The sequence below is a fragment of the Enterococcus olivae genome (genome assembly GCF_053760925.1).
Window position 1 is genome coordinate 17,141 of record NZ_JBSMVT010000018.1, and the last position, 23,073, is coordinate 40,213.

Annotated in this window: 22 protein-coding genes and 1 pseudogene; 17 read left to right on the forward strand and 6 right to left on the reverse strand. The window is 36.0% G+C overall.

Features of this window, described 5'->3' with window-relative positions; all coding sequences use genetic code 11:
* Positions 1–50 precede the first annotated feature (50 nt).
* The 7 genes from ltrA (at position 51) to ACWODM_RS11325 (ending at position 7,760) form a co-directional block, all read left to right on the forward strand.
* Entirely contained in the window at positions 51–1,913 is a 1,863-nt protein-coding gene (ltrA, locus tag ACWODM_RS11295; RefSeq protein ID WP_002337637.1) for a group II intron reverse transcriptase/maturase, read from the forward strand.
* 128 nt (positions 1,914–2,041) lie between these two features.
* Positions 2,042–3,232: a Y-family DNA polymerase gene (locus tag ACWODM_RS11300; RefSeq protein WP_455321477.1), complete on the forward strand. Its 1,191-nt coding sequence runs from the start codon at positions 2,042–2,044 to the stop codon at positions 3,230–3,232.
* Between the two features lie 20 nt (positions 3,233–3,252).
* The gene (locus ACWODM_RS11305; protein ID WP_455321478.1) at positions 3,253–3,627 is read left to right on the forward strand and encodes a hypothetical protein; all 375 of its coding nucleotides are present in this window, start codon (positions 3,253–3,255) and stop codon (positions 3,625–3,627) included.
* Positions 3,628–3,770: 143 nt separating this feature from the next.
* Complete coding sequence (locus ACWODM_RS11310) at positions 3,771–4,451, forward strand: IS6 family transposase (RefSeq protein ID WP_455321479.1); 681 nt, start codon at positions 3,771–3,773, stop codon at positions 4,449–4,451.
* Positions 4,452–4,492: 41 nt separating this feature from the next.
* The gene (locus ACWODM_RS11315; protein WP_455321480.1) at positions 4,493–6,004 is read left to right on the forward strand and encodes a WxL domain-containing protein; all 1,512 of its coding nucleotides are present in this window, start codon (positions 4,493–4,495) and stop codon (positions 6,002–6,004) included.
* Between the two features lie 80 nt (positions 6,005–6,084).
* The gene (locus ACWODM_RS11320) at positions 6,085–7,356 is read left to right on the forward strand and encodes a helix-turn-helix domain-containing protein (RefSeq protein WP_455321481.1); all 1,272 of its coding nucleotides are present in this window, start codon (positions 6,085–6,087) and stop codon (positions 7,354–7,356) included.
* Between the two features lie 56 nt (positions 7,357–7,412).
* Positions 7,413–7,760: a DUF7006 family protein gene (locus ACWODM_RS11325; protein ID WP_455321482.1), complete on the forward strand. Its 348-nt coding sequence runs from the start codon at positions 7,413–7,415 to the stop codon at positions 7,758–7,760.
* A gap of 167 nt (positions 7,761–7,927) precedes the next feature.
* Here the strand turns inward: ACWODM_RS11325 and ACWODM_RS11330 are convergent.
* Positions 7,928–8,191, reverse strand: a pseudogene (locus ACWODM_RS11330) (IS3 family transposase); the annotation flags it as partial.
* Positions 8,181–8,393, reverse strand: coding sequence for a hypothetical protein (locus tag ACWODM_RS11335; RefSeq protein ID WP_455321483.1), 213 nt, complete (start codon positions 8,391–8,393; stop codon positions 8,181–8,183). The gene ACWODM_RS11335 and the pseudogene ACWODM_RS11330, both read right to left, overlap by 11 nt.
* Before the next feature lie 411 nt (positions 8,394–8,804).
* Between ACWODM_RS11335 and ACWODM_RS11340 the strand changes: the two genes are divergently transcribed.
* The 8 genes from ACWODM_RS11340 to ACWODM_RS11375 all read left to right on the forward strand — a co-directional run bounded on the left by ACWODM_RS11340 (position 8,805) and on the right by ACWODM_RS11375 (position 13,872).
* Entirely contained in the window at positions 8,805–9,476 is a 672-nt protein-coding gene (locus ACWODM_RS11340; protein WP_455321484.1) for a response regulator transcription factor, read from the forward strand.
* Positions 9,476–10,543 carry an ATP-binding protein gene (locus tag ACWODM_RS11345; protein WP_455321485.1) on the forward strand — a complete coding sequence of 356 codons (1,068 nt, stop codon included), beginning with the start codon at positions 9,476–9,478 and terminating at the stop codon, positions 10,541–10,543. Before ACWODM_RS11340 ends, ACWODM_RS11345 begins: the two co-directional genes overlap by 1 nt.
* A gap of 227 nt (positions 10,544–10,770) precedes the next feature.
* Positions 10,771–11,214: a hypothetical protein gene (locus tag ACWODM_RS11350; RefSeq protein ID WP_455321486.1), complete on the forward strand. Its 444-nt coding sequence runs from the start codon at positions 10,771–10,773 to the stop codon at positions 11,212–11,214.
* A gap of 116 nt (positions 11,215–11,330) precedes the next feature.
* Positions 11,331–11,852 (forward strand): hypothetical protein, encoded by a 522-nt coding sequence (locus ACWODM_RS11355; RefSeq protein ID WP_455321487.1) that lies wholly within the window; start codon positions 11,331–11,333, stop codon positions 11,850–11,852.
* A 491-nt stretch (positions 11,853–12,343) separates the two neighbouring features.
* Complete coding sequence (locus ACWODM_RS11360; RefSeq protein WP_455321488.1) at positions 12,344–12,637, forward strand: hypothetical protein; 294 nt, start codon at positions 12,344–12,346, stop codon at positions 12,635–12,637.
* Positions 12,638–12,659: 22 nt separating this feature from the next.
* Positions 12,660–12,989: a hypothetical protein gene (locus ACWODM_RS11365; protein ID WP_455321489.1), complete on the forward strand. Its 330-nt coding sequence runs from the start codon at positions 12,660–12,662 to the stop codon at positions 12,987–12,989.
* 24 nt (positions 12,990–13,013) lie between these two features.
* Positions 13,014–13,340, forward strand: a complete 327-nt coding sequence (locus ACWODM_RS11370) for a hypothetical protein (RefSeq protein ID WP_455321490.1) — start codon at positions 13,014–13,016, stop codon at positions 13,338–13,340.
* Positions 13,333–13,872: a hypothetical protein gene (locus ACWODM_RS11375; RefSeq protein WP_455321491.1), complete on the forward strand. Its 540-nt coding sequence runs from the start codon at positions 13,333–13,335 to the stop codon at positions 13,870–13,872. The genes ACWODM_RS11370 and ACWODM_RS11375 overlap by 8 nt, the downstream gene beginning before the upstream one ends.
* Positions 13,873–14,193: 321 nt before the next feature.
* Here ACWODM_RS11375 and istB read toward each other — a convergent pair whose 3' ends face one another.
* The 4 genes from istB to ACWODM_RS11395 all read right to left on the reverse strand — a co-directional run bounded on the left by istB (position 14,194) and on the right by ACWODM_RS11395 (position 20,702).
* A complete protein-coding gene (istB, locus tag ACWODM_RS11380) occupies positions 14,194–14,937 on the reverse strand; it encodes an IS21-like element helper ATPase IstB (protein ID WP_431382150.1) in 744 nt (247 codons plus the stop codon).
* On the reverse strand, positions 14,937–16,361 hold the full coding sequence (gene istA, locus ACWODM_RS11385) for an IS21 family transposase (protein ID WP_455321492.1): 1,425 nt from the start codon (positions 16,359–16,361) through the stop codon (positions 14,937–14,939). Before istA ends, istB begins: the two co-directional genes overlap by 1 nt.
* 439 nt (positions 16,362–16,800) lie before the next feature.
* On the reverse strand, positions 16,801–18,798 hold the full coding sequence (locus ACWODM_RS11390; RefSeq protein WP_455321493.1) for a Dam family site-specific DNA-(adenine-N6)-methyltransferase: 1,998 nt from the start codon (positions 18,796–18,798) through the stop codon (positions 16,801–16,803).
* 101 nt (positions 18,799–18,899) lie between these two features.
* Complete coding sequence (locus ACWODM_RS11395) at positions 18,900–20,702, reverse strand: restriction endonuclease FokI C-terminal domain-containing protein (protein ID WP_455321494.1); 1,803 nt, start codon at positions 20,700–20,702, stop codon at positions 18,900–18,902.
* 988 nt (positions 20,703–21,690) lie between these two features.
* On the opposite strand from ACWODM_RS11395, the gene ACWODM_RS11400 reads away from it, so the two are divergent.
* Positions 21,691–22,521 carry a ParA family protein gene (locus tag ACWODM_RS11400; RefSeq protein ID WP_455321495.1) on the forward strand — a complete coding sequence of 277 codons (831 nt, stop codon included), beginning with the start codon at positions 21,691–21,693 and terminating at the stop codon, positions 22,519–22,521.
* A gap of 7 nt (positions 22,522–22,528) precedes the next feature.
* Positions 22,529–22,924: a DUF5388 domain-containing protein gene (locus ACWODM_RS11405; RefSeq protein WP_455321496.1), complete on the forward strand. Its 396-nt coding sequence runs from the start codon at positions 22,529–22,531 to the stop codon at positions 22,922–22,924.
* Positions 22,925–23,073: the final 149 nt, after the last annotated feature.

The following is a 23,073-nucleotide window of genomic DNA, read 5'->3' on the forward strand; positions in this document are numbered from 1 at the left end:
AGAATCGAGTATGACAAAATAAACGCCGACGTCCGAAAGGAGGCGGTGCTATGGAAAACGTATCAGCATCACATTCAATTCGCCATATGGAATATTATGGTCTTATTGATAGCTTTGATTCTCTTTACAAAGAGAGTAGCGAGAACAAAATTTTCAGTAACCTTATGGAAATTGTCACTTCTCCTAATAACATTCTATTGGCATTTCGGAATGTTAAAGGAAATTCTGGTAGTACTTCCCCAGGCGTCGACAAAAAGAATATTGATGATTTAAAAGCAATACCGAATATCGAGTTTATAAAAACTGTTCAAACAAAATTTTCAGAATATAAACCGCAACCAGTTAAACGAGTAGATATTCCTAAGCCAAATGGGAAAACTAGACCACTAGGTATACCAACAATATGGGATAGAATCATACAACAGTGTCTACTACAAGTTTTAGAACCGATCATGGAAGCAAAGTTTCATGATAAGAACTATGGTTTCCGACCTAACCGGTCGGCACATCATGCATTCGCTCAAGCAGTACGAATGGCGCAACTTTCAAAACTAACTTTTGTAGTAGACATAGACATAGAAGGATTCTTTGATAACGTAAACCATTCAAAACTTATTAAACAGTTTTGGACATTAGGGGTACGTGATAAATGGCTTCTAGGTGTTATCCGAGCAATGCTTAAAGCACCTATTATTCATAGGGATGGACGCATTGAACATCCAAAGAAAGGAACCCCGCAAGGCGGTGTTCTCTCTCCACTTCTTGCCAATGTTGTTTTGAATGAACTGGACTGGTGGATATCTTCTCAATGGGAAACACACCCGACTAGGAAAAACTACGATTGTTATCATCAAACAAGAAAGCAATGGATTAAGAGCAACAAATATCGAGCACTGCGTGCTTCGAAACTAAAAGAGATTTATATTGTTAGATACGCAGATGACTTCAAAATCTTCTGTAGAAAACGAAGTGACGCAGACAAAATCTTTCTAGCCACTAAATTATGGTTAAAAGACCGACTGAAACTTGATATAAGTGCTGAAAAATCAAAGGTAGTGAATCTAAAGAAACAGAAATCTGATTTTCTCGGATTCACAATGAAACTGGTACGCAAAAGAAAAAGCTTTGTGATTGAAACGCACATGTGCGCCAAAGCCATGAGTGCAGCATCTAATAAGTTAGCAAAACAAATTAAGGTGATTCAACATTCACCTACCCAAGTTGAACTTCAAAAACAGTTAAGTATTTATAACTCAATGGTAGTAGGTATCCATCAATATTATAAAAAGGCAACCCACATCAGTGTGGACTGCCCAAGAATAAATCAACGCCTAATGATTATCATCAAAAATCGACTAGATATTAAGAGAAAGGGTCCTCCACCGAGTGATTTTATTAAAAAAAATTACGCTCGGTCAAAGCAGTTGAGGTGGCTTAATGGTGTTCCTATGCTTCCTTTTGGATTCATAAAACATAGCCACACCTCCCTGCCCAAGATAGGAACCTGTAAATACACGCCCGAAGGTCGTGTGCTGATACACAGGTATCTTACTTTCCCAATCGATATTATCAACCAACTCATGAACATGTCTAATCCTAATGAAAGCATTGAGTTTAGAGACAATCGTGTATCCAAGTACTCTTCCCAAGTCGGCCGTTGCCGAGTAACGAAAGAAGTCTTAGAGCTAGCAGACATATACTGCCACCGTATTGTCCCTAAAAATCTAGGTGGGAAAGACAATTATCAAAATCTGGTCATTGTCCACCGGAACATTCACTCACTTATTCATGAAGAGGATAAAACAAGAGCATCACTTCTCATACAAAACATGAGAGTTACAAGTGCTCAACTTGAGATAATCAACCAGTTTCGCAAAAAAGCTAAGAATCGTGAATTGTCGCTGAATCTATAACTGTATGATACTGTTAGTAAACTTTGATGGAACGCCGTATGCGGTGAAAGTCGCACGTACGGTGTGGAGCGGGGGAAAATCTGGAGATTGCATCAAAGGATTACCTATCGCTATCTTCAGTTGAATGTGTGGCACGTGGTTTAAATCCACTTACAGCAATGTTAGTCGTACTTTCGGGAGCTGATCGACCTGGGGGATTGGTATTGGCTTCTTCTCCTGTGGCTAAAAAGGTACTTGGGATCTCAAACGTAACTCGCAAATTTGAATTACCTAATCACCCAGATTTAATACAAGTACCACCACGAATGGGACTTTATATTGAAACCAATGTAAAAATCGTCAATATTATTCGACAATACGTCTCTGATGATGATATTCATGTCTACAGTATCGACGAACTTTTTGTCCGTTACGATAAGGTAAAAAACCTTTATGGAAATGTTGATGTCAAGCTGTTTGCTAAAGACTTAATGCGAAAAATCTTACAAGAAACTGGTATTTATACGACCGTTGGCATTGGCGATAATATGCTTTTGGCAAAATTGGCACTGGATAACGAAGCAAAAAAAAATCCTGATATGATAGCCGAATGGCGGTATGAGGATGTACCACAAAAAGTTTGGACGATTGATCGATTAACGGACTTTTGGGGGATTGGCGAGAAAACCGCCAAACGCCTGTATAACAAAGGAATTGATACAATTGGCGATTTAGCAAACTACAACCCTTTTTTGTTAAAAACGTCTATGGGTGCAATTGGTGTACAGCTCCATGCTCACGCCAATGGGATTGATCGTAGTCAAATCGATCATAAGTTTAAACCGTTAGAAAAATCTGTTTCCAATTCGCAAGTATTACTTCGTGACTACTCAGACCCTAGAGAAATTGAGGTCATAATTCGAGAAATGAGTGATCTCGTCGCTTCTCGCTTACGGAAGATACATTCGCAAACAGAATGTATCAATCTTAGCATTGGGTATTCTGATTCGCATTTAATCAGTGGATTTTCACGTCAAATGAAGATAACTGCAACAGCAAGTACAAAACAACTCACAGAGTATGCACTAAAAATTTTTCATGAATACTATATCGGCGTTGATGTGCGAACTGTTGCTATTTCTTGTTCAAAATTAATCTATCAAACTAGCGTACAATTAGATTTATTTTCTGATCCCGAAAAATTGCTTCAGCAAGAAAAACTTGATTACTTGTGTGACGAAATCAGGAATCGGTATGGATTTAAAGCATTAGTTCACGCCAGTTCATTATTAAGTGGCGCAACAGCTATCAGCCGGAGTTCTAAAATTGGTGGCCATTGATGGAAAGGAAGTGATGGCTTATGGCTTCTTATGGGAAGAATTATAAAGATCGTGGCATGGTGAAATGGGCGGGGTTTTACCTCTCTGAACATACGGACACGCTTCATAACGAGAAAACAGCTGAGGCGAACCGGCCAGTTCAAAAAATGCAAATGGACGTCGATGAGATTGGCGAAGTTTTATCTGAAGCGGTGTTGAAAAGCAGGAAAATTGTGATTCAGATTGAAGAAAGAGATTCCAATGGTTATTATCGGCCAGATATTATTGGTATGATTCAGGGTTCAGACGAATTGGGAATTTACGTTGGGGATACGAAGGTTGGCTATGATGAAATTCGGAATGTGGCTTTTTCTAACGAGTTGAAGTGGTCGGATATGGAGCGGTTTAAGGTGTAGATCAGTAAAACAAAGCGAGACTCGATATACCGAAATCCCGCTTTGTTTTTTATAGATATTTATCAAATACTTCTTTTTGGTTCTGTTGCAAAGTTTTCTGTTAGGTGTAAACTGAAGATACTAAACCATCCGGAGGACGTCTCATGACATATTTCAAGGGCAAACAATTTCAACAGGATATTATCATAGTAGCCGTCGGCTACTATCTGCGCTATAACTTGAGTTATCGAGAAGTCCAAGAAATTCTGTATGACCGTGGGATAAATGTTTGTCATACAACCATTTATCGCTGGGTACAGGAGTACGGCCAACTTCTCTATACTATTTGGAAAAAGAAAAACAAGCAGTCTTTTTATTCGTGGAAAATGGACGAAACCTATATTAAAATTAAAGGAAAATGGTACTATCTGTATCGAGCCATCGATGCAGACGGGCTGACATTGGATATTTGGTTACGTAAAAAACGTGACACACAAGCAGCATATGCGTTTTTGAAGCGTTTAGTCAAGCAGTTTGATGAACCTAGGGTTCTAGTCACGGACAAAGCGCCATCTATTGGAAGTGCCTTTAGAAAGCTACAATCCCACGGTTTTTATCAACAGACTGAACACCGAACGGTGAAATACCTTAACAACCTGATTGAGCAAGATCACCGACCCATCAAGCGTCGCAACAAATTCTATCGAAGTTTGCGCACTGCCTCAACCACGATAAAAGGCATGGAAACGATTCGAGGACTGTATAAGAAAAGCCGAAAAGAAGGGACTCTTTTCGGCTTTTCAGTCTGTACTGAAATCAAGATATTATTGAGAATTCCTGCTTAGTCAACACTAAATATAGGCAGGTTTTTCTTTATTTTGAAACTTTGCAACAGAACCCTACTTTTAATTTTGATACTCTAGATTATGAATTTAGAGGTGCTACTTTTAATACTCTAGTCTCAACCAGCAAACCTGAAGAGTTAAATACTTCAGTAATTGGTACAAGCGGTCTCTCCAATTTCAGAAGAATATCTTCTAATAATGGTCGATGGGCAATCGCAGATGAACTCAGAATACCAACCAATGCCGACAAGAAAATCCATGGGCGAGTGAGCCTTCCGGAAGGGCTAGACAATAGTCGTCCTGCTTGGGATGATGAAGCAATTGTTACCGTAGAAGTAGAATCTCCATCGGGAGAAACGACACAAGAATATACGACCAAAACGGTTGGTGATTCAAATGAATCGCCAGGAATCAGCATTTATGGCGAAGAGCCGCGTGGCGGACTCTTTGAAATCCATTTGGATGAACCGCTAGAAGCAGGATCAAAAGTTCGAATCAGTAAAGTTGAACTAACCAGTGGCGAACTTACAGATGGCTTCGAACACCAGATTTTAACAGAAACAGTTGAGGTTTTTCCAATCATACCACCAACACCGGCACAATTTTCTTCGTCAATCATTGCGCAAGATAGTACCACGATTCAAGGAGTGACGGATAATCTGGATGCTGAAGTAACAGCCACACACAATGGTGAACCACTTGATACCGATGATGTTACGATAGATAATGACGGCAGATTTACTCTAAATCTAAGTGACGTTGATTTAGAAATGGATGATGAAATAAAAGTCTTTCTACGAGATACCGAAGGTTCGGCAGAAGCCGCAGGTGTGATCAATCCGCCAGAAACGAATAACGCGCGTGGAAATATCAATCCAGCCGTGGAATTAACCTTTCACGATGTAACTTTTGAACCGGCTACGACATTAATCGTTGGGGATGTAGGTCCTGTCTCACCGGTAGATCCCTTGGATCCAGAAGTAGAAGTGGATCCAGAAAATAAACCAGAATTGCCAGAAGATCAGGGGCAACTAAGTATTGACTTTATTTCGTCCTTCAATTTTGGCTCACAAGCTATTTCGGTTCATGACCAAACCTATTATGCGCAACCACAACGATTATTGAATGAAGATGGAACAGTGAGCGAGACGGAAGAACGACCGAACTATGTTCAGATCAGTGATCGACGTTCAGAAAACGACCGTAATGGCTGGCAACTCGCGGTCACACAAAGGAAACAATTTGAAGGACAAGATGACCAACAACTCACTGGAGCTAGCTTGAGTCTGTCAAACCAACAATTAGTGACTGCCCAAAATGGGGTGCCTCCATCCTTACAAGCCACCAATCCTTTAACTTTGGTACCGGGAAATAAGCGGACTTTGATTCGTGCAGAAGGAAATGAAGGAACAGGGACATGTATCTATCGTTTTGGTGATGGAGAGACGGCAGGCGACAGTGTCGCACTGGATGTCCCAAAAGGCGCCAATCCAGAAGCTACTACTTATTCCACTACCTTGATCTGGGAGTTAAGTGCCGTTCCTGGCAATTAAAAACGAAAGGGAAAGAGAACCCTCTCTTTTCCTTTTTCTACTAGTATTACTTATAGGCTATCTACTAGAAAGGAGAGGCAATGAGTCAGTTGTTTTATCACCTGATCTATCACGAAAAAACGAAACGCTGGTTGATGATGTTGGATCAGTTCGAAGAGAATCAAACCATGACAGGCAAAGACTTAGCGACGAAACTAAGTTGTACGCAACGAACGATTCAATCAGATATCAAACAAATCAAGAAGTATTTTGACGCATCGATCCTGCTTCTGGGCGGAGAGGATGGCTATCACTTTTCACTTCATCACCCTGTATCGTATACCAAGGAAAAACAAGCGTTAATAGACCAAGAACCGTTGTTTTTCTATGCGGATCAGTTAGTTTCCGGGACTCGAAAAACCAATCAAGAATGGGCGGAAACTTTAAACCTTTCCCCTGCTAGTTTTGGTCGGGTCAAACGGCAGTTTGTTCACCTATTAGAGGAACAATACCAGTTGACGATTGTCGAAAAAGACAATCAATTAAAGGGAAATGAACCCGCGATCCGGCAGTTTATGTATGACCTATACTTTACGCTGCCTCTTTATCCAAAGGTACTAGAACATCGAATCAAGTCATGGGACTCTTTTTACCAACTTAATAAGTCTGGTAGATGGGCGTTAGACCCGATTCGTCTGAATCAGTGGTGCCAACTGGCGCAATGGCGAATCGGCCAGGGACAATACTTACCTCAAAAAAATGGTCAAGAGAAAGGCCTAGAAAGAATCGTTGCCGCACTGGATGAGACGGTCACACTATCTTTGCCACGACAAGAAAAAGCAGCCTTGTTCCTCTTGTCGTTAAACGAAGAACAGTTTTTAAATCCGCTATGTCAAAAAGAATTTATCCGACAGTTTTCTTCGGAGGATGGCCATAACTATTTGATCATGGATTTTGAAAATATGATCGTTCCATTTTTTGAAACCTTGATTGCCATAATGCATCAGTTCTTCCAATTATCTCTCAGCCAAACTAAAGAAGTTCTGGTAGAAAAACAGACAGAAGAAAAACGATTCTTTGATCAGCTGATGAAGAACTATTACGGCAGTAAAGCGCGATTTGAACGATCGCTGGTACTTACTTTCCAATTAACGGGAAGTTTAGTTTTACAAGAGTGGATAAAAAAGAATGTTCGTCTCTATTTACAGGTGAAAGGCTTCTATTTACTAGAGGATATACGACCTACGCCTTTCAATCGGCAATTGATCATAACGAATGGCGGAATATCCCAGGAAAGACCAAATGTAGTATGGTTATCGACGATCCCTGAAGAAAGAGAAATCAAACAAGCGTTAAAGGAAATTGATTGGTAAGTAGTATTCTCTAACAATTACCGAAAGAATTGACGAAAGATAAGAGGAAACAGACTATGACGCAATTAAAAACAAAAAATGACTATATCAACCAGTTTCAAGTAGCGCTTGACCAATCAGGATCAGATCGGACAACCTTGAAGACTTACTTGGATAGTCAAGTTCAAAAATTCGATCAGCTGATTGAAGGTATTTCGCAAGAGAACTTTTGGCAGGTCTTTCCTGAGATTTTGGGTGTAGATGCCAAATTAACTTTATTGACTGAATTGATGCCATTTGAAGACTTTTCAAACGAGGAGATCATTCGAATCGTTGAGAATGACTATAAAGATTACTTTAAAGAGTTGTGTGGATACGACCTAAAGATGAAAGACAAACCTTCGATAATTTTTCATATAATATGAAATCGTATCTATTATTTTTTTAGAGAGCGTGTTCAGAAAATGTCTAATTTCTGAACACGCTTTTTAGGTACTATAATTGATCTGTGTTCCTCTATTTTTGCGTTCATTGTAAATTGTCACGGTAAAATGTAGAAAAGGGGGGGCGGACGTTTTCTTGCACCATCATTCTATAAAATACCTAACTGTTCACGATAATCTATCGGGCTAAGTCCACCCAACGAGCATTTGATTCGCTTGTGATTGTACCAAAGGATATACTCGTTTAACTCAGCGATGAATTGATCAATAGAGAACAATTACCAATCATGACCATAAAAAAATTCATTTTTAAGACGGCTAAAGAATCCTTCACAGGATCAATTGTCTGGAGAATATCCTTTCTTTGACATGGAACGTATTAATTTGGCTTGTTTCATTCGTTTAGACGCTCCTTTTCCAAGCATCTTCTTTCTCCTGTTTCGTATAGTGTATCGAATTTAACTGAACTTTACGAGTAGCTGGTGAATATTCTGACACCCATTTTCTTAAAGTGGCTCTTTTGAGGTAGCCTAATTTTTTAATTGTGGCAGTTAAAGCTTTGTCATATTCAAAATAGAGATTCACAGCTCTTTTTCGTTCTTCGTATGTGTACACGGGCGTTCCTCCAAACTAATTTTAGTCCAAGTTTTTGTCCGCATGCTCAAAACGACATTTTGTTATGACCATTGACATTCATAAAAACGTAAGTAAATTATTGTTCATTTAAAATTTAGATTTATGAGTATTAGGACAAATCTTGGATGGGGTCATAATCTTAAAAGCTTATTGCCTTATTGTATAGGATCGTTTCATATGATGTTATGCAACAAACAGCCTCTTCAAACGAAAATTTATCACTGTGCGGCAAGGAACATAGTGATAAATCAATACAGTCTTCTTTGAGGACAAAGGGTACCATTTACGAATTGTTATGTACCGGGATCTACATTTAAAACGATTATCGCAATTATTTTTAATAATACAGATATTTAATTGTGTTATGATGTAAAAAAATGAGGTGATTATTTGACAAAAGTAATAGTTGTAGAAGACGATGTTCAATTAAATCGAGTTGTCACGAATTATTTGGGAATGAACGGATACCAAGTAATCGGCTGTTTAAATGCTAACGAAGCATATGATGCAATGTATAATGAAAATTTCGATGTTATACTTAGTGATATTATGATGCCAAATATTGATGGATTTGAATTTGCTCGAACTGTTCGATCAATTAATCCAAACATTCCTATTTTATTTTTAAGTGCTAGAGATGACCTTTCTGCTAAACAAAAAGGATACCAAGCGGGAATAGATGACTATATGGTCAAACCAGTAGAGCTTGAAGAATTGGTCTTGAGAATTGAAGCATTGTTGCGACGGGCTAATATTTTATCAAGTAAGAAAGTTGTTGTTGGGAATGTAGCACTCGATGCAGATTCATTATCTGTTTTTGTTACAGGAAATCAAATTGCTCTTACTGTGAGAGAGTTTAATATTCTTTTTAAGCTACTCTCAAATCCAGAACATGCTTTTTCTAGAGCGCAATTAATGGACGAATTCTGGTCTTTGGAATCAACGACAAGTCTTCGAGCGGTGGATGTTTATATTACAAAGCTTAGAGATAAGTTTTCTGACGTTAACGATTTTAAAATAGTCACTATTCATGGTTTAGGTTATAAGGCGGTGATTTCTTGATGATGTTTATAAAAAATAAAGATCGTAAAATCAGTCATTTTTCTTGGGTTGAGTATCTAGCTATTTTTACATCAATGGCATTTTTTTCAGCGTTACCTGGAATTATGTATGGATATGATACTGGAGTTTTTAAAGTGATTTGGGATTACTTTTTTTGGTATTTACTTTACTGGGCGATACTATCTGGTTTTTTTTGTATAGTTACAGCAAGGGAAAAGTACAAAGCGTTTGATGTGCCAATGAATCGCTTGAGTAAAGCTACCAAAGAAGTAGCACAGGGTGATTTTTCGGTCTATATAAAGCCGATTCATACAGCCGACAAGGCAGATTATGTAGATCAAATGTTTCATGATTTTAATAAAATGGTGAAAGAATTAGGATCTTTGGAAACGATGAAGACGGACTTTGTAGCCAATGTATCTCATGAAATTAAAACACCGATCGCAATTATCCAAAACTATGTAACATTGCTAAAGTCTCCAGAACTATCCATTTTAGATAGAAATAATTATATAGACACCATTATTACAGCTGTGAAAAGTTTAAATAGCTTAGTCTCTACAATGTTAATGTTGAATAAACTAGAAAATCAACAAATCATTCTACCCCCTAAACCGTATGATGTTTGCGGGCAACTGGCAGAAACTATTTTTCGTTTAGATCCACTATTTGAGGAAAAAAATCTGACTCTTGAAATTGGACTTGAAGATCGAGCTTATATTACTGCTGACGAAAATTTAATGGATTTGGTTTGGCGAAATCTTTTTTCTAACGCTATAAAGTTTAGCACGGAGGGAGGAAAGATAATTATCAAACAAACTTCTAGTTCGGATGAGATTTGTATATCTATCAAGGACTTTGGTGAGGGGATGTCTGAAGATACACAAAAACATTTGTTTGAAAAATTTTATCAAGGAGATACTTCTCATTCAAAAGATGGCAATGGATTAGGAATGTCGTTGGTTCATCGTGTGATTGAAATGATGGATGGTCGCATAGAAGTGAAAAGTCAGTTGGGAAAAGGTACTACTTTCAGAATTTACCTAAGGGCTAGTAATCATGTATAGAATCTAAAAAAATAGAGAATTGTATCAGTAAAAAAAGTCTTTACCACAAATTGATGGTAAGGCTTTTTTTTGATTTTAATAAATTAGAAACAATTTTGTCGATTTTATTAAACAACTACCTAGTAAATTACAGATAGAAGAAAGAGAGTAGGAGATGTATGGGGAATAGAAAAATTTATATCTTATTACAGGAGTACACATGTTTTTTTGGAAAGGTGTATAAATTTATGAAAGGCGGGACTTATAACCATGCATCAATCGGAATTGATGACGAATTAGAAGAGTTTTATAGTTTTCGAACGAAATGGGGGTTTTGTATCGAACATCCCTTTTCTTTTAATAAGGAACATAAAAAGTATATACCGTGTGCAATTTATCAAGTAGAGGTGACTGAAATCGAGTATCGAAATATCCAGGAGGTTATTCACTCATTTATTAGCGAAAGAGAACAATATCATTATTCCTACTTAAGCGTTGCGTTAGGATTTCTTGGCATAAAACATCAGTTTGACAAAGGATACTATTGTTCCAAATTTGTTGCAGAATTGCTAGAACGATCCGGAGCAATGGTTTTAAAAAAGGATACATCAGTGTACTTTCCTTCAGATTTCTTACACGAGAAAGCATCTATTTACTTTGAAGGGAATGCAAATGAATATTCTATGATATAGCAACTTTTCTTTCAATCTATTGCATATTAACAATTTGGAAATATTTTAACAGTCATTTAGAAACAATTTAAACATACAATAGCCTTATCAAATATATAGACAGAAGGAAAAGAACAATGACATTAACGAGTAAAGAGACGTTTATTGGGTATGAATATCGCGACGTGACCATAAAAGAAGAGATTGTCTCAATTGTGATAGATGGGTATGAAAATTTTGGTTGGCAAGTTGACAGTAGTTTGAAACCTGCACAACCTGTTCAATCGATAACAATCAAATTCAAACGCGACCGGGCAATTCGAAATAAAGCAGAACTTACAAGATTACAACGGCAGTTTGATGCAGTTCTAGAAGAAATACAGAGTATGGAAAAATCAAAGGGGATACTGGCAGCTACGTTTGCTTACATTGTAGGTGTTTTGGGTACTGCTTTTGTCGCAGGTTCTGTCTTTGCTTTAAACGCTGGATGGATTGTTGGAATGATTTTTCTGGCACTTCCTGGATTGGTGGGCTGGATAATTTCTTATCCGATCTATAAGAGAATTCGTCAAAAAAAAGTAGTTGATCTAAACCCGTTGATTGAAAAAAAATACGATGAACTATATGAGATTACCAAAAGAGGGAATCAATTGTTGTAAAAATAGGAAGGGGATGCTAAATATGGAAATTGTAAATTTTACAATTAGTGTTGCTATCGTTCTTGCTGTAATTAAACATACGAATGATTTGTTTGCCTTTTTTTCTAAATAGTAAATTAAATTTTCGGGATGAGAGGAGGAAGAAATCATGGAACCAAGTACTGTTATCATTGGTGTAATCGTTGTAGTAGTAGCAATCATTGGTGTAACGCTTTGGCTGAAACGTCGTTCAAAATAAATGAATATGATCGTAAAAGGAGGAATGAATCATGGAACCAAGTACTGTTATCATTGGTGTAATCGTTGTAGTAGTAGTAATCGTAGGCGTAGCACTTTGGCTGAAACGTCGTTCGAAATAAAGAAATTTAATCATAAAAAGGAGAAGTTAAGTATATGAAATTTATCGTAGTCGTGGGTGTAGCTTTGATGGCTGGAGCATTTGGTATCAAAAGACATAAAAGTAAATCAAAGAAGTAGAATGGAGGCTTCGAATGGTTTCTATCTTAAAGAAGATTGATGTTGGAGTTGAAATGGAAAATGTATATCTTATTCCTAAACCTCGGAACTCTAAAAAGGTATTGCTAGAAGTTAAAGACAAAAATAGTGTGAATCATTTGTCAAACTACACATTTATAGACGAAATTGTAAGTACTATAGGTTTTCGACATCTGTGGAACAATTATAAAAATAGTATAGAAGAAATAGTGGTTTCGGTTACAAAAGATCATAAGTATAAAATTAAATTACCAGAAAATTTAAGACTAATTGGAGTTTATTTATCTTAATGAATAAAGAGGAGATGAGAAAATGAGTATATTTAAAATTATTGATGGTTTGTTTATTGGTACACGCTATGGAGTGCTGGGAATGAGTATCTTGGGTGTTTTAGCATCTATAGTTTTATTTTTTGTGAATATCAGTATGGGTTTCAGTGCTTTAATGGTCTTCGTAGCAACATTAGCTTTGTCGCTAAGTTTGATTGTGTTTCTAGTACCATCATCTGTTATGAAAGGGAAATATACCAATAAGCGTCGATATATTGTAGGAGGAATTTTATCAGTACTAGCCCTTGGTATTATGGGATTCACCTATTTATCAACAGGTGGATTTCCTGAATTGAATTTAATTTTTGCATGATTAAAAAAGAAAAGAGGATGACATATGACATTTGCAGACAAAAATGAAAAGATTGAGAAAAAAGTAGTTGAAGGATATAAGCACCTTGAGGGAAATGTGGTTGATGGCTATAAAAAAGTAGAGGAGAGTGCGATTGGGGGATTTACGAAAGTTTCGGATCACTTTGTAGATAAGTTCTTTCGGAAAGATGGTGAGACTTTAAAAGAGGCAAAGGAACGGTTGAAACAATCAGATCAACAAGAAAAGATTAATCAAGAAAAGCGTATGAATAGCTATCAAAAGTATCAGCCAAGTAATGATCAATACGATCCATATCTTAAAAAACAGAGGGAAGGAGAAAATGATGACTGAGAGAAAAGCGAATCCAGTTGAATGGGAGTATAAACAAGTACAGATCCCGCGCTATCAAATTAATTTGTACAAAGACTGTTATGAAAATTTTGAATGGATTCTTTTAGGCGAAACAAAATTGGGGGGGATTGTAGAGCAGCATCCGATAATTGAAAACGAACAAGAAATGATTATCCTAAAATTTAAACGCGATCGAAGAATCGAAAACAAAAATTCAGTCGATCGTTTGCAAGAACAATGTGAAACTACTTTAAAGGAAATTAGGAAGTTGGAGGGGAAAAATTCAGCGCATAAGATTGGTCCATTGTTATTATTTGGTACTATTGGAGCGATTTTGCTAGGTTTTTCGGGTTTAAATTTATTATCAGGTGCTTATCTAAAAGGAATTCTCTGGTTATTTTTCAGTATTACTAGTTGGGGATTAGCATACTTTTCTCATCGGAAACAAGAGCAGCATCTAGATTCTGCAACGCCAAAAATTCAGTCGAGGCTAGACTTCCTTTATCAAAGTTACGCTAAAAAGTCGATATAAAAAACGTTGGTCTATTCAGGTAATATCTATGACATGAAATCAGAACCATCTAATAATATCAAACAATGAACGAAAGCAGCTAACTGATTGCTTTCGTTCATTTTAGTTAAATTGCCGTTAAAATTTTTTTATATTCATTTTCTATTATGATACCTTGATTATTTTTAATAAAACAGAGATTTAATTGTTCTTTGTATTGTTTTTCTATATCCATTGTGACTTCACAAAATGGAACGTCTTTATAGTGTGTTTTGCAAGACTTTTGTACATATAATTGCAGAGAAAAAATGCACAATGCTGCAACCTGATATTTTCCTTTGATTAATTTGATTTTGATAAAGCATTTTTCAATCGAAAGCTCTCACCCGTGAAGCTGAGAATATGCGCATGATGAATCAAGCGATCCACCAACGCGGCAGTTAACCGTGCATCAACGAAGACTTTATTCCATTGGCTAAACTCTAAATTACTAGTCACTATAACGCTTTTTGTTTCATACCAATCGCTGATCAATTGGAAAAGCAGTTCCGCGCCTTCTTTAGTGAAAGGCACATAACCCATCTCATCAAGAATGATTAATTTTACTTTATCGAAGCGATGCTTGAAGACCTCTAAGGTATTGTTTTTCCAATGGTGTTCCAATTCGTTGACTAAATCTGATACCCGCCAAAAGCGTGTATCGATACCTGATTTGGCTGCCAGCTGACCCAATCCACAAGCTAGATGTGTTTTACCGGTACCGGGTGTACCCACAAATACAGCATTTTCTTTCTGATGAATAAACGATAGACTCAATAATTCATCTTTAGTCGTCGCATTTGGCAAACATATATGATCATGCCATTCGTAATCCTCTAAGGTACGTTTATTTGGGAACTTTGCTTGTTTTAGGAGTCGGGCAGTTTTCAATTCTTCACGGCAAGCCAACTCCTTTTCCAGAAGATACATCAACCAATCTTCTTTGGTTTCAAAGCTGTAATCTAAGTCTTTGCGAACCAAAGTGGGAAGAACATGGGAAAGTCTCAGCAACTTACAGGCAGTTTCTAAACTTTTTGCTTGATCCACTAGTCAATGACCTCCCCTGTTAGAGACAAGAAAGCATCGTATTGGTGCCAATCAATATCATACGCATCGGTAGTAGTCGAGGCACTAAACATGTCGTAAAAATGTGTATCAATCCCTAACATATCATGTGTCACCAATAAACCTGAGATTTGATTTAAACGCTTCTCCTGTTCTTTCCAATCTGGATGACTGAGAAATAACTTGATTCGTTCGGGCAAATACTTCCAATAGCGAGAGTAATGCATGGCACGCGGTTTTCTGCGCCAATCAGGAAGAATTGCTTGCCAATCGATTGCTCGTTTTTTCATCATATAAGGACGAAGTCCTTCTGAAATAATCTCACCATCAGTGCTGATTAGCTGATAGGAATCAAAACGAAGCAGCCCATAAATAATTGAATAATTGCGTACACGTGGAACGTGGATCCGTTCGTTATCTAATTTAATTTCGTTGTACTTATTGGCTTTGACTTCGATTTCTTTAAATACTGGGTAATCGGTGTCCGGCAAAGCTAGCAAATCTGTTTTTTCTGTGTTCCATAGATCATTGATAATGACATGTTTTTCGTAATGGATTCGCTCTCGATCGTGTGACAGCTCCACCGCTAATGCCTCGTTGAAACTGGCGAAATCCTTCATAATCGGTGTAGATGAAAAGAAGTTGTACCGTACATAGCCGACTTTGTTTTCCACACTACCTTTCTCGTTTCCGCTACGTGGATTGCACACCTGTGTCTCAAAACCATAGTGCATAGAAAATCGGAGGAAACCGTCAGTCAGCACCGCTTGTTCAGTCTTTGTTTTTGTCTGAGTAACGGCCGTTGACATATTATCAATCCGTATTTTCCGAGGAACGCCACCTGATTGGCTGAAGAGTTCTTTCATGCCTTCCAACAAACATTCTTGATTCTCGGCGGGGAGTACAACGGCGAATCCTGCATTACTAAAAGGGAAAGTCATCACTAATACCTTCACATCTTTAAACGCTCCATCGTGACAAACTTCCATCGTACCAAAATCAAGTTGCGCTTCTGCTGGCGGGTGTTCAAGACGCTCAAAGCCTTGGTCTTCCAGTGTTTCCAAGTAGTGTGTCGCTTTCCAATCTTGAATGAATACACAGACTGTTCGGTAGGATCCTGGAAAGCCATCGGCTTTTAAAGCAGTAGTCATTGCTTCAGCAGTCCTACGCTTTTTCTTTGGCAGCTTAGCATCTTCTGAAAGCCATAGGGAAACGATGCCTCCCCACTTTTCTGTATACATCATACCAGTCTTTTTGCGTGCTTTAGGTTGCGGTAGCAAATCATCATCTGCATATTTTTTAGCCGTGCGCCAATTTACATCTAGCTCCTTTGCAATATGATTAATGGATTTATCATGATTATTTCGTAAATTTCTGATAGTATTAATATCGGTCATTGTGAGCATACCTTTCTTACCTCCAGTTACAGTGTCGAGACTATAACTTTAGAGGAATTTCAGGTTGCCCGCAATGGCTTTTTATCTTAACTTAATCGATTTGCGGAGTTGTGTAGTTTTTCGTTGCACTTGTATGTACTTTTATTCTGCCATAAACATTACGTTATGTATGATAATGATTTAAGACCCATTGTTGAACTAATCCCATATCTTTAGAAATCCGTAACGCATTAACTAAGTTATAATCAAAATTCAAGCAATTAGAATTATCAATATCCGAATTTTCATATCGTGAACTCGTAGGAAGTTCTAGAGATGAACTTGACAGAAAACCTAAAAAACATTCGGAAGCTGTTGTAAACTCTCTAATACAGGTTACGGTTGTTTCTCAAAAAACAAATACTTCGGATAAAAAATCTCCCTCAAATTGAAAAGGGAGATTTTTTATTTATATTAATACAGATTTTGAGTTTATATTTAAAATTGGTTTTAGAATCTCAAAGTTTTCAGTATTATAGTTGGTAATTAGAACTTCAACGCTACCTGTTCCACTACTATTGTGAGAAGCGTTATCATAATTAAAATCTAAGTAATTTACAAAGACTTCATTATCTGCAATAAAGGACTTTAAATAATCATTTGACTTGCCTTTATGTTCTGTAACATTACTTAGCGCCCATCGTACTCCCTGTCTAGTTAAATTATTCATCAAATTATACATACTGACTTCTTGTTCAATACCCCAATTAACAAATCCCCTATTGCCATCATTATAATTTCCAGTCGTAATAAGATATGGCGGATCTAAGTAAACTAAGTCATCCTTACCTAATCCAGATAAATCTAAATCAGAAAATAATCCATCAACAAATGTGGCATCAATATCTTCGAGTCTGGAAACAAATAATCTTAAATTTTTTTCCATATTTTGACTGAACTGACTTCTATTTCTACCGAAAGGATTATTAAATTCCATTGAATTATTAAATCTAAATTGATAATTATAGCTGTAAGAAACCAAGACATATAAATCTAGTGGATTGGGATTTTTATTATAATCCGATCTAAATTTAAGATATCCTTCTTCATTTTGTTTAGTAAGTTGGTACTCATCAATCCGCAGCTTAATTGCGCTTATTAAATCGTCAGGATTACTAGTAGAAAAGTATCTAAACATTTCATTAATACGATTGTTCATATCATTAAAAATGTGATGCTCAGCATCAACATTAATACCAACGTTTGCACCTCCGCTGAACAAATCTACAAAAGTACCTATATTTTTAGGAAACAAAGGTATAATTTGATTTAATAGCTTATATTTACCACCAATATAATTTAATGGACTCTTTAAATATGGAGTGGTTTGAGGTGACCATTTTTGGGTTACACGTTTTATTGCCTTAGTTTCTTGTTTTTGTGAATTAGAATCTTTCTTTCGAATATATAAAAGCAATTCATGAATATTATCAGATTCACTAATTTTCTTCGATTTATATTTCCGATACGGAATTTTTTTTATATCAACTTCTCCATCAATAGCGTACTTCTCCATCAAATTGATTAACTCATCTGTAGAAATTATTCCCTCGTTATTGTAACTAACGATTATGTGTGTTGCATCAATATTCTCTATTAAATTTGACATTGCTGCTAAAGCATTCTTTTTCATAGCATAATCACTTCGTAAACTTGCCCAATTAAATATTTTAGTTTTACCTGATAATTCTGGTTGTTCATTTCGAGCAATATTCTCTAATAAATGATAGTTAGATGCATATTGACGTGTATTGTACGGAGTATCTATATAAACAATATCTGGACTGATTTTTTTGATTAATTCATTGGCATCTTCGTTAAAAGCTTTATTATCTCTGTAGTTATTAGTTACAGCTAAAGGTACTAATTCAAGATCGTTTAGCGCTCTTTTATCCCAATGCTTTAAATATGCACCGTACGTTCCGGTAATATTACTAACAGAAGGAATACCTTCTATTAACGATGATAGCAGATAAAAATACTCATATTCAGACAATAAATCTTTATTTCTCCAATCATCAATTTGATTTCGTATAAAATCAATACTTTGGCCATTTTTTTCCGATAGATACATTGCATCACCACTTGGGGTATATGATTTTTCATAATAATTAGAAGTTCGAAAGTTCTTGTTTTCTTGTAAAAACAAGAACGGGTTATCAATTCCTTCCAATTTTAATTTTTCAAATGTTAATTGTTCATTATTTTCAATAATTGCTTTAGCGTTCACATAACTAAAATATAATATGTCATTTGAATAAATAGTGAATCTATCCTTAAAATAATTCCCTACACAATTAGTTCCAGCGAATAAATCCAAAAAAATTTCTTCATCTCCGCTTAGATGTTTGGTTAATAAATGATCAATTTCTTCTAAAAGTAATTTTTTTGAACCAATATAACGCAAAAAAACATCCCCTTTCATCCTTATTATATGATAATTTCTTTAACGTAATTAGTCAATAGAAATCACCTGTTTAAGGACAATAAGAAAGATGTTTAGTTATATTAGCTCGTTAATTTAGAGTAATAATCCTCAAAATCAATATTGGTATCCAATATATAATTTTTTAAACTCTCTGTATTAAGTCTACCTGATTTGTAATTTTCAGCCAGTAATAATAATTTGATATATTCTAATGCTCCTCCACTATGATTCGAAGTAGTTTTAAATTCGTCCAATAACCTAATATATTCCCCTCTAAACTTACCAGATATATAAACAAAATACTTATTTGTTATATTTTCAGGAATATCGATCCACCAATTTGGAAGTATCTCCGGATTTCTCGAATTAAGATCATTTAAATAACGTAACATTGGATCAGTATTACTCCTAGTTAAAGGAAACCCATCACTATATGCCTTTGAATCAATAATAAATGCAAACTCATCACACCAGGCAATTCCATCAGGTCGATTTGATCCACCTAAGTGCTTTCCTTCTAATAAACACTCCTTAGTAAATAAGTCTACAGACAAGGATTCAAATTCTGTATTTTCAGTATTTGATGTTCTACTCTTGAGTGCAATATCGATGCCTTTCAAATAACTATGATTTAATAATTTTAAATCTTTCCTCAATTTATCTTTCAAAATATCAATGTCTTGTTTAACAAAAGAACTTTGCCGCTGAATAGGGATTTCAAATGGTAAAAGTTGATCTTTAAGTCTAGCTTGAGTTCCTTCTATTTCAATTTCTATTCCAATTCTATTAATTCCTTTACAATCATCTAGAATTTGTTCCGGAGTTACTTCAAGACTTGGATACTCTTTATTAATTTTATCAGAAATATCAACAATTTCTTTTCTACTATTTCCTTCCGATAAAACCTTTAAAATAAGAGCTCTAACTGTTTTTTTTCTTATAGCATCTCCAGCTTTAGGTGCAAGATATTCCCACATAACTCGCTTTTTAGTTCTAGCATAACTTGAAAAACCATTTACTCTCCTAAGCGCTTGTAAACCTTTATAACTAATTTGATACGTTATTCCGATAGAAAGTTCCAATACCCTACCTTCAAAACAATGACTCACTCTTGTATTCTGTTCACTTTTTAATAAACCATAATTAACTAAGACACCCGCAAGCCAACGCATATACTTATCTCCAGTACTCTCAAAATTAGATCTAATTTGACTCCTTAATTGAGAATCATGATTAATAGTTGCTTCTGCTAATCCGTCTAAATATAAATTTAAAGGAGCTGTAGAAAATCCAAGTTCGTCAATAAAACCAAAATTACTACCCAAATCAAATTTACTAAATTTTTTTTCGGTATCTCTAGCAGTTAATCTTAACAGCCATGCTGCATAAGGATATTCAAGTAATCTTTCATAAAAAAAAGTATCTAACTCCTCATTTTGTTCTGCATCATACATTTTAACAGCTTGTCTTCCCAAATCAGTAATTTGATAACTATCATTTAATTGATTAAATTTAATTAAACCAAACGCAACTGTAACACTAACGTAATTTTGAGCTGCCCAATCAACAATAGCCAATCGTCGACCTTGTCCTTCGAAAATAGCCTGAACTAGCGAATTAGCTTCAGATTTGGTTCGTGTCCCCCCCAATTGCCTATGCGTTAATATAATTTCCTTTTGCCGAATTGCAAACTTGAGTTGAGCACAAGTTACAACATCAGTTACAACTTCATCTAACCTTTCGTTTAATAGCCAAGTATTTATTTTTGAATCAAATACAAACAAAGATGCAACTTTTGCTAAATTTTTTAAATCATGAGCTACATCTTGCCCTAACCCATATGTATGTCTATATACACGATCATATTCTGTAACAGTTATCACATTCACTCAATCCTCTCAAGCCTTTTTATATTAAATTAAAACCAAAACAAATACTTCTATTAATTTAATTCTCTATTCAAAAAACATTTTTCAAAGTTTTCCAACAAATACTTCTAAATCTACTAAAAAAGTTATTTGTAATAACTAATTATTAATAAGTATATCATTGAAACCCAAGCTAAAACAGCTAAAAATCAGCTGTTATCTATCAAAAATTCTTGCTTTTTGGTTTTCAATTTGCTACCGGAAGCGAAGTGCAGTGGTGTAGCGAGCATAGTTGTACCCTATACAAGCTAAAATAAAAATAAAAGCTTATACAGGATACAGCTTGTTCTACCGTCGCTTCGTTTGCGGAGCCACGCTTCACATCCATCGTTTGCTGGTGATTTATCACGCCACAATCCCCTCTTATCAAACAGCCCAATAAAAGCCTTGGATTGTGGCTACCGCTCTTGTCAGAGCCTGTTTGCCACCCTAGCCGTTAACGGTCGCTACCACCCTTCGTACACACACGAAACGATGAAATCGTGCTTTCGTGTACTAGCATCAGTTATTGCGTCGGCTGATGCTTGACCTTTCCATTTGGTTGCTGATCTAACAGTACGCTGTTTGGCTTCAACGCTTGCTCTCTATTCAGTTGGTTACAATCGTAGAATAGCAAGCGTTGAATGGGTTTTAAATACACGAATACTTTTTGTAGTAAAATAGTACAATAGTAAGATAGTATAATAGTAAAGTAGTATAGTAGTAAGATAGTATAATAGTATAATAGTACAATAGTAAGAATGAAATGCTGATGTATAAACATTTAAATATGATAAGTAAATACTTTTTGTAGTAAAATAGTACAATAGTAAGATAGTATAATAGTAAAGTAGTATAGTAGTAAAATAGTAAATTTCAAAGGATACTTTTTGTAGTAAGTCGGATTTTATGTTACAATACTTTATGTAGTAAGAAAGTATTTACGCTGAGGAGGACTGACTTGATGGTTAATAAAATTATGTTTGGCAATTTTAAGGGTGGCGTAGGGAAGACAACGAATTCAATCATGACTGCTTATGAATTGGCGAAAAAAGGATACTCTGTTTTGGTTTGCGATTTAGACCCACAATCTAATTCGACACAATTATTATCACGAACATATTATTTACAGAACGATGAACCGCTGACAATCGAAAAGACTTTGATGGTGGCACTGCAAGAGAAAGATTTATCTTCGGCTATCGTCAAAGTGATGGATAACTTGTTTCTATTGCCTTCAAATAAAGATTTTGTACAGTATCCGGACTTTTTAGAGTTAACTATTCCTGCTACGACTCCAGAATATAAAAAAGAGCGTATTTCATACTTTTCTAAGTTATTAAAGGAATTTGAGGATCAATTTGATTTCATTATCTTTGATGTACCGCCAACACTTTCTGTCTTTACGGATACGGCTTTATTTGCATCCAATCAAATTGTGATTGTTTTGCAGACGCAACAACGTTCATTAGATGGGGCGGAGGCCTTCTTTGAATACCTGCAAACTGTTTATAATGCATATCCTGAAACGGACTTTGACATTGCAGGTGTGTTGCCAGTGCTTTTAAAGAATGATAGTGGGTTGGATAATCAGATTATCAATGATGCTTCAGAAACTTTTGGCGAAAAGTTGGTATTTAAAACAATTGTTAGACATATGGAACGTTTGAAACGTTATGACCGGTTGGGGATTTCTGAACAAGGTTATACTGAGAAATTTGATTTCCACGATCGGAAAGTCCATGAATTATATAGTGAGTTGGTCGATGAGTTGATTAAAAGAGTAGGGGCGTGAGTAATTTATGGCGAAGGTGGAATTTAAAAAAGATCCCAATCGTGGGGTGAAAGAAAAGACCTACAAGAAAATTGATGAAACCAAAGCTTCTGAACCTAGCAAAACGTTCGATTTATCGAAATTCACTCCTGAAAAAAAAGAAGTGGAGAAGGTTGTTGAACCGGAACGGCAAACAACGATGGGACGTCCACGCAAAAATAAGGTTTATTCAACCATTCGAATTCAAAAGAATACAATTAATCGTATCAATGCCTTACAAAACACATTGGAATTTGATACGCAGGATGATTTAGTGGCTTCATTATTAGATCGACTTGAAAACCAGTTGGAGAATGAGCAACGGATTATGTTTGATATGTATATGAAGACCTATGAAGCACGAGACAGGAAAAAATCAAAATAAGGGAAATGTCCGACCTTCGGTAATTAGGTTGGGCATTTTTTGCCTTTATTTGTTGCATAGGTTGATTTTGAGCGTATTTCGGTTGATAGAGTGGGGGATTGGGATTGGTTGTGAAATGGTTTTGGTGGAGTAGGATAGTTACCGGAGAG